Raw genomic sequence first — 16440 nt, 5'->3', positions numbered from 1 at the left:
CCGTTCCTGCTACTCCAGGAGGGCGGCGGCCTCGAGCCACTCGAGCTCGGCGTTCGCCTTGTCCTCGTGCAGCGTCGTGAGCTCGCTGGCGATCTCGGTGAGCTTCTTCGGGTCGCTGGCGTTGTCGAGCAGGGCCGCGGTCAGTTCGCCCTCGCGCACACCCATCCGGGCCAGCACCTTGTCGAGCCGGGCAACGGTCTTGCGGGCGGTGCGTTCCTCGGCCGAGCCGGCGCGGGCCTTGTTGGATTTCGATCCGCCGCCTCGTTCCTCGGCGGCTGCTCGATCAGCTTGCTTCGCGGGCGCGGTGGTGTTCTCGGCACCGCCGGCCTTGCGGCGCTCGAGGTACTCGTCCACCCCGCGCGGCAGCATCGAGATCTTGCCGTCGCCGAGCAGTGCCCAGACCGAGTCGGTGACCCGCTCCAGGAAGTACCGGTCGTGGGAGACGACGACGAGGGTGCCCGGCCAGCCGTCGAGGAAGTCCTCGAGGACGTTGAGGGTCTCGATGTCGAGGTCGTTGGTGGGCTCGTCGAGGAGCAGCACGTTCGGCTCGGTCAGCAGCAGGCGCAGCAGCTGGAAGCGGCGTCGCTCGCCACCGGACAGGTCGCCGACGCGCGCCGTGAGGCGGTCACCGGTGAAGCCGAAGCGCTCCAGCATCGAGGTGGCCGTGATCTCGCCGTCGACCGTCTTGGTGACTCGACGGATCGACTCGACCGTCGCCAGCACCCGGGACTCGGGGTCGTCGAACTCGACGTCCTGCGTCAGGTGCTTCAGCGCGACCGTGCGGCCCTGCTTGACCTTGCCGACGGTCGGCTGGGCCGTGCCCGCCAGGAGGGAGAGGACCGAGGTCTTGCCGGCACCGTTGACGCCGACGAGGCCGACCCGGTCGCCGGGCCCGAGCCGCCAGGTGGCGTTCTCGAGCAGCACCCGTTCGCCACGCTGGAAGTCGACGTCCTCGACGTCGACGACGTCCTTGCCGAGCCGCTGCGTCGCGAACTTCTGGAGCTCGAGCCGGTCCCGCGGCGGCGGCACGTCCTCGATCAGGGCGTTCGCGGCGTCGATGCGGAACTTCGGCTTCGACGTCCGGGCCGGCGCACCGCGGCGCAGCCAGGCCAGTTCCTTCTTGACGAGGTTCTGGCGACGCTGCTCGGAGACACCGGCCTGGCGCTGGCGCTCGGCCTTGGCCAGCACGAACGCGGCGTAGCCGCCGTCGTACAGGTCGACGACACCGTCGTGGACCTCCCAGGTCTGCTGGCAGACCGCGTCGAGGAACCAGCGGTCGTGGGTCACGACGACCAGCGCGGAGGACCGGCCAGCCATGTGAGCGGCCAGCCATGCGACGGCTTCGACGTCGAGGTGGTTGGTCGGCTCGTCGAGGATGATCAGGTCGTGGTCGCCGAGCAGCAGGCTGGCCAGCGCGCAGCGACGGCGCTCCCCACCGGACAGTCCGGCGATCACGCGGTCCAGTTCGACGCCCGCGAGCAGGACTTCGACGATCTCGCGGGAACGGCCGTCGGCCGCCCACTCGTGGTCGGCCATGCCGCCGAGCACGACCTCGCGGACCGTGTGGTCGTCCTCGAAGTCGTCACGCTGCGTGAGCACCCCGACGAGCAAGCCGCGCTGGCGCGACACCCGTCCAGAGTCGGGCTCCTCGGTTCCGGTCATCAGACGCAGCAGCGTCGTCTTCCCGTCGCCGTTGCGGCCGACGACGCCGATGCGCTCACCGGCTCCGATGCCGAGGGACACCTCGGTCAGCAGGGGTCGGACCCCGAAGGACTTCGAGACCTTCTCGAGGTTGAGGAGGCTGGTCGGTTCAGGCATAAGTCACCACGTGGGCACCAGCGACAGGGCCGGGCGCGAGGGTGCACCGGAACCCGCGCTCGGTGAGGTCAGCAGCCGTGGCACGCGCGTCGTCGACGTCGTCGTGCAGCACGAGCAGAGTCGGGCCAGAGCCCGACAGGAGTACGCCGGCGGGCGAGAGGCTGCGCAGTTGCACCTCGACGTCCACCAGATCAGGCCGGAGGTCACGCGCCGCAGGCCACAGGTCGTTGGCGAGCAGGTCCCCCACCTCGTCGACGTCGCCACCGGCGAGCGCCTCGATCAGGGCTTCCGGGACGGGCGGTTCGGCGGGTGCATCCGGCGAGAGTTCGTCGAAGTGGCGGTAGGCCGCCGGGGTCGACAGTCCCTCGTCCGACAGTACGACGACCCACCACACCGACGTGCGGTCCATGACCGGCTCCACCAGTTGGCCGTGGCCCGTGCCGAGCGCCGTACCGCCGAGCAGCGCGAAGGGCACGTCGCTGCCGAGCGCACCGGCGATCCGGAGCAGGTCGTCGTCCGGCGTCTGGAGGTCCCAGAGCCGGTCGAGCGCGAGCAGGGTGGCGGCGGCATCGGCCGAACCGCCGGCCATGCCGCCCATGACCGGGATGCCCTTGGCGATGGAGATGTGCGCGGCGAGGTCGACACCGTGGTGCGCCACCAGCGCGCGGCCGGCCCGGATCGCGATGTTGGTGTCGTCGAGCGGTACCCCGTCCACGTGCTCGGTCAGCTCGACCGACCAGGCGGGAGCGTCGAAGACCGTCACGTCGTCGTACAGGCCGACGGCCTGGTAGACGGTCGCGAGCGGGTGCAGGCCATCGGGGCGCGGGGCGCCGACGCCGAGGTGGAGATTGATCTTGGCCGGCGCGCGCACGGTGACGGGCGGCAGGCTGTCGATGCGTTGCTGGCTCACTGGTCGCCTCCCGACTGGGCGTCGAGGGCGATCGTGATCGCGACGAACTCGTCGATCCCGAGCGACTCACCGCGGGTGAGCGGGTCGATGCCGATCGAGAGCAGCGCGGCTTCGGCGGCTTCGGCACTGCCCGCGATCCCGCGGAGCACGCCGCGCAGGACCTTGCGGCGTTGCGCGAACGCGGCGTCGATGACGGCGAACACCTGCTCGCGGGTGACCTGGTCGGTCGGGGGCGGGCGGTGCGTCCAGGCCACCAGCCCGGAGTCGACGTTCGGCGCCGGCCAGAAGACGTTGCGGCCGATCGCGCCGGCACGCCGCACGTCGGCATACCAGGCGGCCTTGGCCGACGGGACGCCGTACGTCTTGGAACCGGGGGGCGCAGCCAACCGGTCGGCGACCTCGGCCTGCACCATCACCAGGCCGTGCTGGAGCGAGGGCAGCAACTCCATCAGGTGCAGCAGCACCGGCACCGAGATGTTGTAGGGCAGGTTGGCCACGAGCGCCGTGGGCGCCGGCCCCGGGATCTCCGTGACGGCGAGGGCGTCGGCGAGCACTACCCGGAACCGGTCCGTGTGGTCGGGCGCGAACGCCGCGATCGTCGCGGGCAACTCGTCGGCGAGTGTCTTGTCGACCTCGATCGCCGTCACGTCGGCGCCGGCGTCGAGCAGCGCCAGCGTCAGCGACCCGAGCCCGGGACCGACCTCGAGGACGACCTCGCCCTCGGCGACACCCGACTCACGCACGATCCGGCGGACCGTGTTCGCGTCGATGACGAAGTTCTGCCCGCGTTGCTTGGTGGGGCGAAGGTCCAGGCGTGCCGCGAGTTCCCGAACCTCCACCGGACCCAACAAGCGGGGTGGAGCTACGGAGTCGGACACGGCATCAGGCTATCGGTCAGCGAGGCAGACCCAGCTTCGAGGCGCAGCCCGGCCAGGCGCCGTACCCACCCGAGGCGTCGCGGACCTTGGTCGCGATGGCGATCTGGGTCTCGCGGGAAGCCTGGTGCGGGTAGCCCGTGCCACCGTTGGCCTGCCAGGTGCCGAGGTTGAACTGCAGGCCGCCGTAGTAGCCGTTGCCGGTGTTGATGGCCCAGTTGCCGCCGGCCTCGCACTGCGCCAGGCGGTCCCAGACGCTGCTGCCGCCGGCGAAGTTCGCGGTCACGACTTCCTTGGTGCCGATCCGCACGACCTCGGCCGTCGGCTTCTTGCTGACGTCCTGGGTCACGATGGCGCGGCGCACGACCTTGCCGTTGCGGAACACGATCTTGTAGGTCACGTCGCGGACGCCGGAGACGCCCTCGGTGATGACCTTGCGCTCGCCCTTGAACATCGAGTCGTCCTCGATCTCCTCGACGGGCGCGTTGAACACCTCGTCGTCGACGCTGCGGGTCTTCACGTTGATGTCGGTGTAGACGATCTTGTCGCCGTCCTTGACCTCGCTGCCGCGCTTGGGGCTGACCTTGTCGCGCTTGTCGAGCTCGACGCCGACCTCGGCCAGGGCCTCTTCGACGGTCAGGGCCACGACATCGCGCTTGACGGCCTTCTTGCCGGCGAGCTTGAAGGTCAGCTTCTTCTCCGTGACGACGTCGATCTCGGCGCCACCGCGGCTCAGGTTCATGCTGCGGCTGGTCGAGAGACGGCTGTCGGCGTACAGGGTGCCGATCTGCGAGAGCGCGCCCTGGACATCGGTTGCGGTCACCCAGTGGGTGCTGGTGTCACCGTCAACGGTCAGCTCGATCGGCTTGCTGTACCGGACGGAGATCTTGTCGCCGCCCTCGATCTTCTCGTCCTTGTCGGGCGAGACCAGGTCGCGGTCGGCGAGCTTGATGTCGGCGGCCGCGAGAACGTCCTCAACCGTGTCACCGAGCGTGGAGACAGTGCGCTCCTTGCCGTCGACAGAAAGCGTGACCTCAGTGGTCAACGACGAGTAGCCGTAGGTCACCGCGGAAACCGCGATCAACACCGCAACGATGGTTGCGACGAGGGCGACCCGGCTGTGGGTCAGCTTCTGGACAAGCGCCTTGGAGCGCAGGGCAAGGGTGGGGTGCGCAAGCTGCACGACTCTCCGATGTTTGATCTCCCCGGGCCTCGGCCAACCAGTCCGATCGGGTCTCCCGCACAGTGGTGCGGTACGGCCTGATCCCGTGAGAACTGGTCGAGATGGTGCTTCCGATCCCGGCCTTCTGACATCAACGAGAACAGGAGTTAGCACCCGGATGCAAACCCTCGCGGCCCGGTTCGCGCTCGCGGAGTGACCTGTTTCACCCCGATTTGGCCCCTTTGGCCCCACGCGCCACACGATCTTGCTAACTCCAGTTAGCACTTGGGGTGCTACCTTCGGCCATGAACGTCGGCACGATCGCAGCCCTGTGGCGCTACCCGGTGAAGTCGATGGGTGGAGAGACGGTGACGTCGTCGTACGTCGACGAACGGGCCGTGCACGCCGACCGGATGTGGGCGGTCCGCGACCTCGAACTCAAGGCCGTCACGACCGCACGACGGCTCCCCGTCCTGCTCGGTTGTACGGCGCGGTACGTCGACGAGCCACCCGCAGGTGTGGGACCGGGCGACGTGGTCGACGTGGTCGTCACGTTCCCGGACGGCACCGAGATCGCGAGCACCGACCCCGACGCCATGAACGCTCGCCTGAGTGAACTGACGGGCAAACGCGTCGCGCTCGTCCCGCTCCCGGCACTGCACGACAAGGCGGCGTACCGCGGCGTCCTGGCCAGCAAGAAGGACATCCGCCAGCAGTTCGGTCTCGCGGACGACGAACCGTTGCCGGACTACTCGATGTTCTCGCTGAAGATGCTGGCCGAGCTCGCGATCTACGCAACGCCGGTCGGGATCTTCGCGGATGCCTACCCGTTGCACGTCGTCACCACCTCGAGCCTGCGCACGATGGCCGCCCACGGCGGCGACTTCGACGTCCGGCGGTTCCGTCCGAACGTCGTCATCGACAGTCCGCTGGAGGGGTTGGCCGAACAGGAATGGATCGGCGGCACGCTCCGGGCCGGCGAGGTGAGGATTCGGGTCGAGGTCCCCACGATTCGCTGCACGGTGCCGTTGCGGGAACAGCCCGGCGTGCCAGCCGACCCGGCAGTGATGCGGTCGGTGTCGACGTACGGCGAGCGCTGGCTCGGCGTCTACGCCGACGTCGCCGCGACCGGCACGGTGCGCGTCGGCGACACGGTCGACCTGGAGCCGCCGCCCAGCCACGGCGCGGTCGCAGCGACCTTCGGCCGGATGGCTGAGAGGGTCAAGCGCAACACCGTCAAGACGGGCAACCGGCTCCTGCCGCGTTGAGGCGCGCGCCCGTCACCAGGTCCCGCCGAACGCCCTCTCGGTGTTCGCGTCGATCGCGGCACAGAGCTCCCCGAGGTCCTCGCCACGCTCGGCCGCCATCACGCGCAGCGTCACCGGGATGAGGTACGACGCGTTCGTCTGTCCGCGGTACGGCGTCGGGGTCAGGAACGGCGCATCGGTCTCGACCAGCACGCGGTCGATGGGGGCCAGGCGCAGCGCCTCGCGCAGCGGTGCGGCGTTCTTGAACGTCACGGTGCCGGCGAAGGACAGGTGCGCCCCGCGGTCCAGGCAGGCACGGGCGAAGTCGGCGTCACCGGAGAAGCAGTGCATCACCCAGCGGTCGGGCGCGCCCTCGCTGTCGAGGACCTCCACGACGTCGTCATGGGTGTCGCGGTCGTGGATGACCAGCGTCTTGTCGAGCCGTTTGGCGAGGTCGATGTGGCGTCGGAACGACTCCACCTGGACCGCGCGGCCGTCATCGCCGGTCCGGAACGCGTCGAGGCCGGTCTCCCCCACCGCACGGACCTTGTCGTGGGCACCCGCCAGTTCCTCGATCTCGGCCCAGGCCGCTTCGAGTGCGGCGCGGCCGCCCGCTTCGAAGATCCGGGGCGCTTCGTTGGGGTGCAGGGCGACACCGGCGATGAGTGCCGGGTGCTCCTCGGCCGCGGCGACCGCCCAACGGGCGCCCGGCAGGTCGCAGCCGATCTGCACGATCCGGGTGACACCGACGGTCGCAGCCGCCGCGATCGCCTCGGCCGTGTCCCACGGCTCGCCGTTGCGGCCGATGTCGAGGTGACAGTGGTTGTCGACGACCGGATGCGGGAGCGCATCGGGGACCGGAGGACGCTCGAGATCACTCATCGACGTGCACCACCTGGTAGACCTCGCGCTTCGGCAGTCCCGCTTGTACGGCGACGGCTGCGATCGCGTCCTTGCGTCGCATCCCCGTTTCCTCGAGATCAGCGACGGCTGCGCGCAGGCTGTCGGGGTCGCTGGCCACGCTGGTCCCTGCCACGACGCCGGCAACAACGATGGTGATCTCGCCGCGGATCCCCTCGTTCGCCCACTCGACGAGTTCGGCGAGCGGCCCTCGTCGTACCTCTTCATAGGTCTTGGTGAGTTCACGGCACACGGCCGCCGGGCGGTCGGGCCCGAACGCGTCGCGCATCGCTTCCAGCGCGGCGACCGTGCGGTGCGGCGCTTCGAAGTAGACGAGGGTGCGCTGCTCGGCGGCGACCTCGGCCAGGCGACGAGCGCGCTCCCCGGCCTTGCGCGGCAGGAAGCCCTCGAAGCAGAACCGGTCAACGGGCAGCCCCGAAACGGCAAGAGCGGTCAGCACGGCGGAGGGACCGGGCACCGCAGTCACCTTGATTCCGGCCTCGACCGCCGCAGCGACCAGCCGGTAGCCGGGGTCGGACACGCTGGGCATGCCCGCGTCGGTCACCAGCACCACGCGCTCGCCGGCCAGCAGTGCCTCGACGAGCGTCGGCGTACGAGCCGCCTCATTGCCCTCGAAGTAGGACACGACCCGACCGGTCAGTTCGATGCCGAGATCGGAGACCAGGCGACGCAGCCGGCGGGTGTCCTCGGCGGCGATGACGTCGGCGCCCGCCAGTTCCGTTGCGAGTCGCGGGGGTGCGTCGCCGACCTGCCCGATCGGGGTGCCTGCCAGCACGAGGACTCCAGTCACGGGACGATCATGTCAGCAGGGGGTTTCGAGGCTCGCTGGCGCTCGCACCTCAACCACCGGCTGTGGCCGTCGCCTAGGCTTCCGGACCGTGACCGCTGTCGACGAGAAGGCCCGGAGGCGTGAGCGCCTCGTCAGCCTCTCGACCTCGGCGACCGGCACCCGTGTGCCTCGCGCCGTCGAGCGGGCAATCAACCCGCTGCGCCGCCTGGCCCTCAAGGAGAAGCTGGTCGGCTGGCTGGCTCCGATCGGCCTGACCCTCCTCGCCTTCGGCCTGCGCCTGGTCGGGCTGGGCAACCCGGACCGCTTCGCCTTCGACGAGACGTACTACGCCAAGGACGCCTGGTCGCTGCTCAACAACGGCTACATCCAGACGTACCTGACCGACGTCGACGGCAACACCAAGAACGAGCTCAACGACGACATCCTCGCCGGGCACACGAGCAACCTCTGGACCGGCGATCCGTCGCTGGCCGTCCACCCCGACGTCGGGAAGTGGCTGATCGCGCTCGGCGAGAAGGCGTTCGGGATGGACCCGTTCGGCTGGCGGATCGCGTCCGCCGTCGCGGGTGCGCTGATGGTCCTCGTGATGTGTCGTCTCGTACGACGAATGACGGGCTCCACGCTGCTGGGTTGCATCGCCGGGTTGCTGTTGATGCTCGACGGACTGCACTTCGTCCTGTCCCGGCTGGCCCTGCTCGACATCTTCCTCGCGCTCTTCCTGCTGTGCGCCGTGTCGTGCCTGGTCGCCGATCGCGACTGGCACCGCGCCCGCCTGGCCCGAGGTCTCGACAGGCTCGAACACCGCCCCCCGTCGTACCCCGGAAGGTCCTGGGGGCCGCGGATCCTGTTCCGGCCGTGGCTGCTCGCGGCCGGCGTCTGCTTCGGACTGGCGATCGGCACGAAGTGGACGGCGCTCTACCCGCTCGCGGCCTTCGGCGTCCTGTGCTGGATCTGGAGCGCGGGTGCGCGCCGGTCCCTCGGGATCCGGTGGCCGATCGCGAAGGGCGCGATCGCGGACGGCGTACCGGCGTTCCTGCACCTGGTCGTCGTTGGAGCGCTCGTCTACATCGCCACCTGGGGCGGCTGGCTGGTGCACGCGAACGAGTACGAGGAGAAGCTCAGCGCGACGCAGTACCGCCAGTACACCGGGCAGGGCCACTGCGCCGATGACGACGACTCGTACGTCGCCACCGACCTCGACAAGTCGAAGGAATGGCCGACCGCGGACGAGAAGGACGCCAAGGGTGTGGGTGAGGCGTGGCAGTCGCTGCGCTCGCTCTGGTACTACCACCAGGACGTCTACACGTTCCACACCCACTTCCTGAACTGCTCCGACCACTTCTACGAGTCGAAGCCGTCCAGTTGGCTGCTGATCAACCGACCCGTCGGGGTGGCCGTCACCAACGACATCGCTCCCAGCGCGCCCGGCTGCGACGCCCCCGCCAACAGTGACTGCATCAAGCAGGTGCTGCTCATCCCCACACCGGTGCTGTGGTGGGGCGGCCTGCTGGCCCTGCTGTTCTCGGTCGTGATGTGGATCGGCGCGCGCGACTGGAGGTACGGCGTCGCCGTGGTCGGTGCACTGTCGACCTGGCTCCCCTGGCTCCAGTACGACGACCGACCGATCTTCCTGTTCTACGCGATCGCGATCCTCCCGTTCACGGTGATCGCGCTGACGTTGAGCATCGGGACCCTGATCGGGCCCTCCCGGCTGCCGTCGGCCCGCCGTACGACCGGAGTCATCGTCGGCGGGGCCTTCGTGATCCTCACCCTGGTGAACTTCGCGTGGTTCTGGCCCATCTGGACGAACCAGATGCTGACCCACAGCGAGTGGCTGGACCGGGTGTGGTTCTCCCGATGGGTGTGACCGGACTAGTCACCATTGACTAGTCGCAACAGGACCCGATGAGCCATAACGCTCCTGCCGTTCGCCGGTTGATCTCCATGACAGGCCAGCAACCCAGGAGGACATCGTGGAGCAGATCAACGTGGCACTGAGCCCGTTCACGCGGCGCAGCCGCTCGCTCGCGGTCAGCCACGTGGGCCACGACCTGAGCCGCGGCCTCGAGCCCGGCGAGCACGTCCTGATCCACGACCCGGTCGCCGACGAGCACTTCAACGCCGTCGTCGCCGACATCCACTTCGACCTCGACGACACCCAGTACCGGCTCACCGTCGGTGGCCGGATCACTCCCGCCGAGGCGACCGAGTGGATGGAGCCTGCGGGCGACGACGAGACGCTGACGACGCGCGACATCGTCGACCTGCTGGCCGAACTGCGCCGGGGCGAGCGGGACATTTCCGCGGCCCTCGCTGGCATTCGGGCCCGCTGACCGCGCCGCTTCCTTCGTTCGATCAGGCGGTCTAGTCATTCTGGACCAGGCGCCTCACAACGTCCGTCCACTACTGTCCCGTAGACCTGTCGGGACAGGATCCCGGGGAGCACACTCGGTGACGTGCCCGAAGAAAAGATCATCCGTGTCTACCTCGTCGACGACCATGAAGTGGTCCGCCGGGGTGTAGCCAGCCTGCTGGCGACCGACCCGTCGATCGACGTCGTCGGCGAGTCCGGCAGCGCCACCGTTGCGTTGCGGGAGATCCTCGCGCTCCGCCCCGATGTCGCCATCCTCGACGCGAACCTGGCCGACGGCACGGGCGTCGACATCTGCCGCGAGATGCGCTCGGTCGACCCGAACATCAAGGGCCTCATCCTCACGTCGTACGACGACCCGGACGCCATCTCGTCGGCGATCCTCGCGGGCGCGTCCGGCTACGTCCTCAAGCGCATCGAGGGCAACTCGCTGATCAGCGGCATCAAGCTCGTCGCCGGCGGCCACTCGTTGATCGACCCCACCGTCGCGAGTCGCGTCGTCGAGCAGATGGAACTGCAGCGCAGGTCCCTCGACGTCATCTGCGAGCTCACCCCGCAGCAGCGCAAGATCTTCTTCCTCATCGCCGAGGGCATGACCAACCGGCAGATCGCCGAGAAGCTGTACCTGGCGGAGAAGACCGTGAAGAACCACGTCACCGGCCTGCTCTCCCGCCTCGGCCTGCAGCACCGCACGCAGGCCGCCCTGCTCGCCGTCCGGCTGCACGGCTCCGAGGCGACCACGCCCGCGCCGGCCGCCGTACACACGACCACGGTCATGCCGGGACCGGCGCTGCCGGGCCTCGCGCGACGCGTGGGCTGACTTCACCAGCTGCGTTTTCGCCGACGCAAACAAGAACCTCCGACCGGATCCCGGTCGGAGGTTCTTGGCTTCTTCCTGCACCCTGACTCAGAGCGTGAAGCGGGCCACCAGCTCCCGCAGCTCCGCAGCCACGCCGGTCAGATCGGTGGCGGAGGCGAGCGTGTTCTCGGCACCTTCCCGGGTCTCGGCGGCGGCGGTGGCGACCTGGGTGACGTCACCGGCGATGCCGTTGGCGCCGGCAGCGGCCTCGGTCACCGAACGAGCGATCTCGTTGGTGGTCGCGGTCTGCTCCTCGACGGCGGAGGCGATGGTCGACTGGATGTCGTTGATCCGGGCGATCACGTCGGCGATCCGGCTGATCGCGGAGACGGCACCCTGGGTGTCGCTCTGGATCGCCTCGATCTTCTTGCCGATCTCCTCGGTGGCCTTCGCGGTCTCCTTGGCGAGTTCCTTGACCTCGTTGGCGACGACCGCGAAGCCCTTGCCGGCGTCGCCGGCCCGAGCGGCTTCGATGGTGGCGTTGAGGGCGAGCAGGTTGGTCTGCTGGGCGATCGAGGTGATCACCTTGATGACCTGCCCGATCTCGGCGCTGGACTCGCCCAGCGACGCGACCGTGCCCTGTGCCTCGGAGGCGACGGTGACCGCGTCGGTGGCAACGGTGGCCGCCTCGGTGGCGTTCTTCGCGATCTCGCGGATGGAGGCGGTCATCTCCTCGGCCGCCGTGGCGACGGTCTGGATGGACGCCGACACCTGGACCGACGCGCTCGACGCGGACGCCGCCCGGTCGGACGTCATCGTCGCGCCCTCGCCCATGCCCTCGGCCAGCGAGGTGAGCTGGCCGGCAGCTGCGGCGAGTGTTTCCGCCGTACCCCCGATGTTGCTCATGCTGGTGCGCAGCGTGGAGAGGAGCGAACGCAGGCCTTCGGCCACCCGACCGACGGCGTCGTCGCCCTCGATCTCGAGCTCGCGGGTGAGGTCCCCGGCCGCAGCAGCGGACACGACATCGAGGATCTGCGCGACCTTGGTAGCCATGCTGGCTGCGGCCTCACGCTCTTCGACCTCGCGGTTGATCCGCGAGAGCGCCTGGGAGACCAGGCGACCGACGTTGCGCAACGCCTCGAGGCGTTGCGGGCTCGGGTCGAGGGTCTCGGTCGCGAAGAAGTCCATCGTGCCGACGACTTCGCCGTCGATCATGACGGGGAAGCAGACACCCGACTTCACACCGACCTGCTGGGCGACCGGGGCCCGCACGCAGTCGGTCATCTCGCCGATGTCGCGGGTGAAGAACAGGTCGCGCTGCGCCCAGGCCCGACCGGACAGGCCGACCCCTTCGGCGAACGACGCCTGCAGGGTGACGCGGCGGAACTCGGCACCGGCGTCGCCGGACTCGCGGTCGAACTTCAGGGTGCGGTCGGCCGGGTCGACCTTCCAGTACGACCCGTAGGCCCAGCCGAACTCGTTGCGCACGGTGTCGAGTGCCGTCTGTACGGCGGCCTCGACCTCGGTGGCGGCCGACAACGTCGAAAGCACCTTGTTCACGGCCGTCGTCGACGACTCAGCCTCGACGCGCAGGTTCTCGTTGCGCAGGCGCTCGGTGATGACCTCCCACGTCGCCATCGCACCGATGTAGTTGCCCTCGGCGTCGGTGATCGCGCTGACCAGCAGGTCGAGGGTCTCGTCGCCGACCTTGATGTCGGCGCGGCGCGGCAGGTGCTCGGCGGTGGCGAGCAGGCCACGCTGGTAGGCGGGGTTCTTGTGGAAGATGTCGAGGCTCGAACCGACGACCTCGTCGGCGCGCACCGGCAGCACGTGCTCGAGACCGCGCAGCGTCCGCAGCGAGGCCGGGTTCATGTAGCGGATGACGAAGTCCAGGTCCGCGAACATCATGTTCGTCGGACTGTTCTCCATCATCGACAGCGCGAATCCGGACGCCCCCGTGACCGACTCGGTCTTGGACGGGCTCGCCTTCGGCGAAGCGGTCTTCGAAGCCTTCTCGGCAGGGAGCGTGCCATTCACCAGCACGTCAAGGATCTCGGTCACGGGGTTCCTCCGGGGTTGTCGGGTGTGGTCGAGACGTCGACCGCACGGTCTGCGTCGAGGACGAGCAGGATGGCGTCGGCCAGCGGGAGGACCCCACGGTCCTTGCACACGAGGTCCTGCACCTTCCTGGGCATGTTTGCTGGCGCCGGCTGGCCGTCCACGCCTGCGGTGTCGATCACGTCCCCGATGTCGTCGACGAGGAGGCTGACCACCTCGCCGCGGGTACGGACGATCACGTTCATGGGGAGCTGGTCGGCCTCGCGGGGCGGCAACCCAAGGCGGACCCGCAGGTCGACGGCGATGACGATCTGGCCGCGCAGGTTGATCAGCCCCGTCACGGCCGCGTCGGCCCGGGGTACGGGCGTCATCGGCTGGTGCCGCAGCACTTCCTGCACTTCCTCGACGGCGACGCCGAAGAACAGGTCGGCGACCCAGAAGGTGCAGTACTGCTCGACAGTCCGCACGGGGGGTGTGACAGCGACGGTGGTCATGCCGGCACCCCCGAGCGGGCGACGACAGCCGCCAGGTCGACCAGGTCGGTGACCCGGTCCTGGACGACCGCGCTGCCGGTCACACCGTCGCGGCGGCCGACGTGGCTGGAGACGATGACGACGTCGACGACGTCGAGCACCCGGTCGATCACGATCCCGACCAATCCGCCTGCGGCGGTCGCATTCTCGTGGACGACAACACTGATCTGGTCCTCCCGGTCGCTCGTGTCCGCAAGGCCGATCGCGGTGGCGAGCCGCACCAGCGGCAGGATCCCGTCGCGGTACTGCACGACCTCGGTCACACCGCTGCGTTCGATCCGGTCCCGGGCGAACTCCTCCAGGCGCGAGACCGCCGCCAGCGGCAGCGCCGCACGGCGTCCGTCCGAGACCTCGAGCACCAGCAGCGCCGTACGGTCATCGGCCGCAACGGCGCGGTTGTCGTTCATGTCCTGCTGCGCGACGCCGACACCGGCGGTGACCGCCGTACCGGCGACGTCGAGGATCAGTGCGACCCGTCCGTCGCCCATGATCGTGGCGCCGGCGTACATCGCGAGGCCCTTCAACTGGCGACCAATCGGCTTGACCACGATCTCCTGGGTGTCGAACACCGTGGAGACGCAGAGTCCGAAGCGCACGTCGTCGGACTGGAGTACGACGACCGTGAGTGCCTGACCGTCCATGGGCGGCCCGCCGAGGATCTCGGCGAGCGAGACCAGCGGCAGCAGGTTCCCGCGGAGCCGGAGCACGGGGGCGCCGGCGAGGTCCTCGACCTGGCGACGCAGGTCGTCACCCTCGATCCGGACCAGCTCGACCAGGTTGGCCTGCGGGATGGCGTACCGCTCCTCACCCTCCCCCACGACCAGCGCGGGGATGATGGCCAGGGTCAGCGGGATCCGCACGCGGGTGGTGGTGCCACGTCCGACCTCGGAGGTGACGTCGACGCTGCCACCGATACGTTCGATGTTGGTACGCACGACGTCCATCCCGACGCCGCGGCCGGAGATGTTGGAGACCGCGGCTGCGGTCGAGAACCCGGGCCGGAAGATCAGGCCGAGCACTTCGCGGGCGTCCATCCGGGACAACTGGTCGCGGGTGACGACGCCACGTTCGAGCGCCACAGCGGCGATCCGCTCAGGGTCGATGCCCTTGCCGTCGTCGGTGATCTCGACGACCACCTGGCCGGACTCGTGGTAGGCGCGCAGGCTCAAGGTGCCCTTGGCGGGCTTGCCAGCAGCGAGTCGGTCCTCGGGCCGTTCGATGCCGTGGTCGAGGGAGTTGCGGACCAGATGCGTGAGCGGGTCCTTCACTGCCTCGAGCAGGCTGCGGTCCAGCTCGGTCTCGTGGCCGTCCATGACCAGTTCGACCTCGCGGCCGAGCTGGTGGGACAGGTCGCGGACGACGCGGGGCAGCTTCGACCAGACCTGGCCGATGGGCTGCATGCGGGTCTTCATGACCGATTCCTGCAGTTCGCTCGCGACGAGGTCGAGGCGCTGGCTGGCGCGCACCAGTTCGACATCCGCCGAAGCAAGGCTGCGCTGGAGCAGCTGGTTGCGGGTGAGCACGAGCTCGCCAACCAGGTCGACGAGGTCGTCGAGCAGGTCGATGTCGACCCGCACCGATGCGTCGACGGCCGAACGACGATCGGTGCCGTCCCACGAGCTCTCGGGTGCCGCCACCTCTTCGGTGACCAGTCCCTCCGGCGGAGCTGCGATGAAGGCCGCCGGGGACACGTCCGGCTCCACCACAGCTCCGCCGATTTCGGACACCTCGTCGACGGGGGAGAGTTCGTCGACGACAGGTGTCGCACTGGAGGCGGTGGTTGGGAGACCGACCTCCAGCAGTCCTTCGATGACCGCGACCAGCGGGAGGACATCGACCGCGGGGTCGGTGTCCTTGCTGGTGCGCTCAATGACGTCCAGGAGGGCGCGGACGGTGTCCACCATGGACAGCAACGCCTCGGTGACCTGCGGGGTCATCACGGCGTCGCCGTCGCGCAGCCGCGACAGCAGGGTCTCCCCCACGTGCGTCAACTGCTCGAGGCGGTTGAACGCCAGGAAGCCGCTCGTCCCCTTGATCGTGTGGATCGTGCGGAAGATGCTCGAGAGCCGGTCCCGTGAATCGGGCTGCTGCTCGAGCTCGACCAGGTCGCGGTCGAGCTGATCGAGATTCTCGTGAGACTCCACGAGGAACTCCGCAATGATCTCTGCGTCGTCGTCCATATGTCCCTCCCTTCACGCGGCCCATCGGCCGCGCGGGAGGGGGGATGAGGGGCGATTCGCGAGTAGGGACCTAGTCCCTGCAGGCCCGACCAGTTGGTCAGTGGCGGGTGCGCAAGGCCTCGGTCAGCGAGGCGACCGAGGTCTCCGAAGGAGACGCTGCTTCGGTGTTCGCGTCAGCCACTTCGGCCAGGAGTTCGGCGCGGTGGATCGCGACGGAGCGCGGGGCGTCGATGCCCAGGCGGATGACGTCACCGCGGACCTCGAGCACGGTGATGGTCACCGCTTCGGGAGACCCCGCGCCGATGACGACGCTTTCACCGACGCGACGAGAGAGAACCAGCACGCGTGTGAGGCTACCGGTTCACGCGACGAGCGGTGCGGTGATCGACAGGTCGGCGTCATCGAGGACGACCTGGCTCGCACGGCGCGTGGCGGTGTTGATGACCAGCGGAGCGCGCAGGTTGACCGTGGTCTCGGCCAGGGTGGCGCCGGCACGCACGACGAGCAGGACGATCACGTCGCCGGCGTTCCCGTCGGACAGACCGAGTTCGCCAGCGACGTCGTCGGCGAGCTCGGGCGCGTAGTCCGGGAAGAACGGGGCGGGCGGGATGACCACGAACTGCAGGCCGTCGCTGTCGAGCGAGCGGAAGCCGTGCAGCATCCCGTCGTCGTCGAGTTGCACGAGCGCGAAGCGGCCGTCGTCCGGGAAGCCCGGCATCGGATGGACCAGCTCGATCACCGGGATGTCGCCCTCGGCCGCAGGCCTCTGTGTCATG

15 protein-coding genes are annotated in these 16440 nt (G+C 69.2%); 4 read left to right on the top strand and 11 right to left on the bottom strand.

The window, feature by feature from the left end; all coding sequences use genetic code 11:
* Positions 1 to 9: 9 nt before the first annotated feature.
* Genes HRC28_RS07860 through HRC28_RS25595 form a run of 4 tightly spaced genes read right to left on the bottom strand, consistent with a single transcriptional unit; the run spans position 10 to position 4786 of the window.
* Positions 10 to 1818, bottom strand: coding sequence for an ABC-F family ATP-binding cassette domain-containing protein (locus HRC28_RS07860; protein WP_182379565.1), 1809 nt, complete (start codon positions 1816 to 1818; stop codon positions 10 to 12).
* Complete coding sequence (locus HRC28_RS07855) at positions 1811 to 2728, bottom strand: 4-(cytidine 5'-diphospho)-2-C-methyl-D-erythritol kinase (RefSeq protein ID WP_237111746.1); 918 nt, start codon at positions 2726 to 2728, stop codon at positions 1811 to 1813. The genes HRC28_RS07860 and HRC28_RS07855 overlap by 8 nt, the downstream gene beginning before the upstream one ends.
* Positions 2725 to 3606 carry a 16S rRNA (adenine(1518)-N(6)/adenine(1519)-N(6))-dimethyltransferase RsmA gene (gene rsmA / locus HRC28_RS07850; RefSeq protein WP_182379564.1) on the bottom strand — a complete coding sequence of 294 codons (882 nt, stop codon included), beginning with the start codon at positions 3604 to 3606 and terminating at the stop codon, positions 2725 to 2727. The genes HRC28_RS07855 and rsmA overlap by 4 nt, the downstream gene beginning before the upstream one ends.
* A gap of 16 nt (positions 3607 to 3622) precedes the next feature.
* On the bottom strand, positions 3623 to 4786 hold the full coding sequence (locus tag HRC28_RS25595; RefSeq protein WP_272902670.1) for a resuscitation-promoting factor: 1164 nt from the start codon (positions 4784 to 4786) through the stop codon (positions 3623 to 3625).
* A gap of 284 nt (positions 4787 to 5070) precedes the next feature.
* Between HRC28_RS25595 and HRC28_RS07840 the strand changes: the two genes are divergently transcribed.
* Positions 5071 to 6033, top strand: coding sequence for an MOSC domain-containing protein (locus HRC28_RS07840; RefSeq protein ID WP_182379563.1), 963 nt, complete (start codon positions 5071 to 5073; stop codon positions 6031 to 6033).
* A gap of 12 nt (positions 6034 to 6045) precedes the next feature.
* Here HRC28_RS07840 and HRC28_RS07835 read toward each other — a convergent pair whose 3' ends face one another.
* Together HRC28_RS07835 and rsmI are read right to left on the bottom strand one after the other, a co-directional pair.
* Positions 6046 to 6894, bottom strand: a complete 849-nt coding sequence (locus HRC28_RS07835) for a TatD family hydrolase (RefSeq protein ID WP_182379562.1) — start codon at positions 6892 to 6894, stop codon at positions 6046 to 6048.
* Complete coding sequence (gene rsmI / locus HRC28_RS07830; protein ID WP_182379561.1) at positions 6887 to 7723, bottom strand: 16S rRNA (cytidine(1402)-2'-O)-methyltransferase; 837 nt, start codon at positions 7721 to 7723, stop codon at positions 6887 to 6889. Before rsmI ends, HRC28_RS07835 begins: the two co-directional genes overlap by 8 nt.
* 88 nt (positions 7724 to 7811) lie before the next feature.
* Between rsmI and HRC28_RS07825 the strand changes: the two genes are divergently transcribed.
* The 3 genes from HRC28_RS07825 to HRC28_RS07815 all read left to right on the top strand — a co-directional run bounded on the left by HRC28_RS07825 (position 7812) and on the right by HRC28_RS07815 (position 10914).
* A complete protein-coding gene (locus HRC28_RS07825) occupies positions 7812 to 9590 on the top strand; it encodes a phospholipid carrier-dependent glycosyltransferase (protein WP_237111745.1) in 1779 nt (592 codons plus the stop codon).
* Between the two features lie 106 nt (positions 9591 to 9696).
* Positions 9697 to 10056 carry a hypothetical protein gene (locus HRC28_RS07820; RefSeq protein ID WP_182379559.1) on the top strand — a complete coding sequence of 120 codons (360 nt, stop codon included), beginning with the start codon at positions 9697 to 9699 and terminating at the stop codon, positions 10054 to 10056.
* A 123-nt stretch (positions 10057 to 10179) separates the two neighbouring features.
* A complete protein-coding gene (locus HRC28_RS07815) occupies positions 10180 to 10914 on the top strand; it encodes a response regulator transcription factor (RefSeq protein WP_237111744.1) in 735 nt (244 codons plus the stop codon).
* An 87-nt stretch (positions 10915 to 11001) separates the two neighbouring features.
* Here the strand turns inward: HRC28_RS07815 and HRC28_RS07810 are convergent, their stop codons facing one another.
* From HRC28_RS07810 to HRC28_RS07790, 5 genes are all read right to left on the bottom strand, one after another.
* Positions 11002 to 12954, bottom strand: a complete 1953-nt coding sequence (locus HRC28_RS07810) for a methyl-accepting chemotaxis protein (RefSeq protein ID WP_237111743.1) — start codon at positions 12952 to 12954, stop codon at positions 11002 to 11004.
* A complete protein-coding gene (locus tag HRC28_RS07805; protein WP_182379558.1) occupies positions 12951 to 13445 on the bottom strand; it encodes a chemotaxis protein CheW in 495 nt (164 codons plus the stop codon). Before HRC28_RS07805 ends, HRC28_RS07810 begins: the two co-directional genes overlap by 4 nt.
* Positions 13442 to 15664 carry a chemotaxis protein CheA gene (locus HRC28_RS07800; protein WP_182379557.1) on the bottom strand — a complete coding sequence of 741 codons (2223 nt, stop codon included), beginning with the start codon at positions 15662 to 15664 and terminating at the stop codon, positions 13442 to 13444. The genes HRC28_RS07805 and HRC28_RS07800 overlap by 4 nt, the downstream gene beginning before the upstream one ends.
* A 97-nt stretch (positions 15665 to 15761) precedes the next feature.
* The gene (csrA, locus tag HRC28_RS07795) at positions 15762 to 16007 is read right to left on the bottom strand and encodes a carbon storage regulator CsrA (protein ID WP_182379556.1); all 246 of its coding nucleotides are present in this window, start codon (positions 16005 to 16007) and stop codon (positions 15762 to 15764) included.
* A gap of 18 nt (positions 16008 to 16025) precedes the next feature.
* Complete coding sequence (locus HRC28_RS07790) at positions 16026 to 16439, bottom strand: flagellar assembly protein FliW (RefSeq protein ID WP_182379555.1); 414 nt, start codon at positions 16437 to 16439, stop codon at positions 16026 to 16028.
* Position 16440: the final 1 nt, after the last annotated feature.

This window comes from Nocardioides sp. WS12 (assembly GCF_014108865.1).
Classification (GTDB): domain Bacteria; phylum Actinomycetota; class Actinomycetes; order Propionibacteriales; family Nocardioidaceae; genus Nocardioides.
This window is presented reverse-complemented; position numbering and strand designations above follow the sequence as displayed.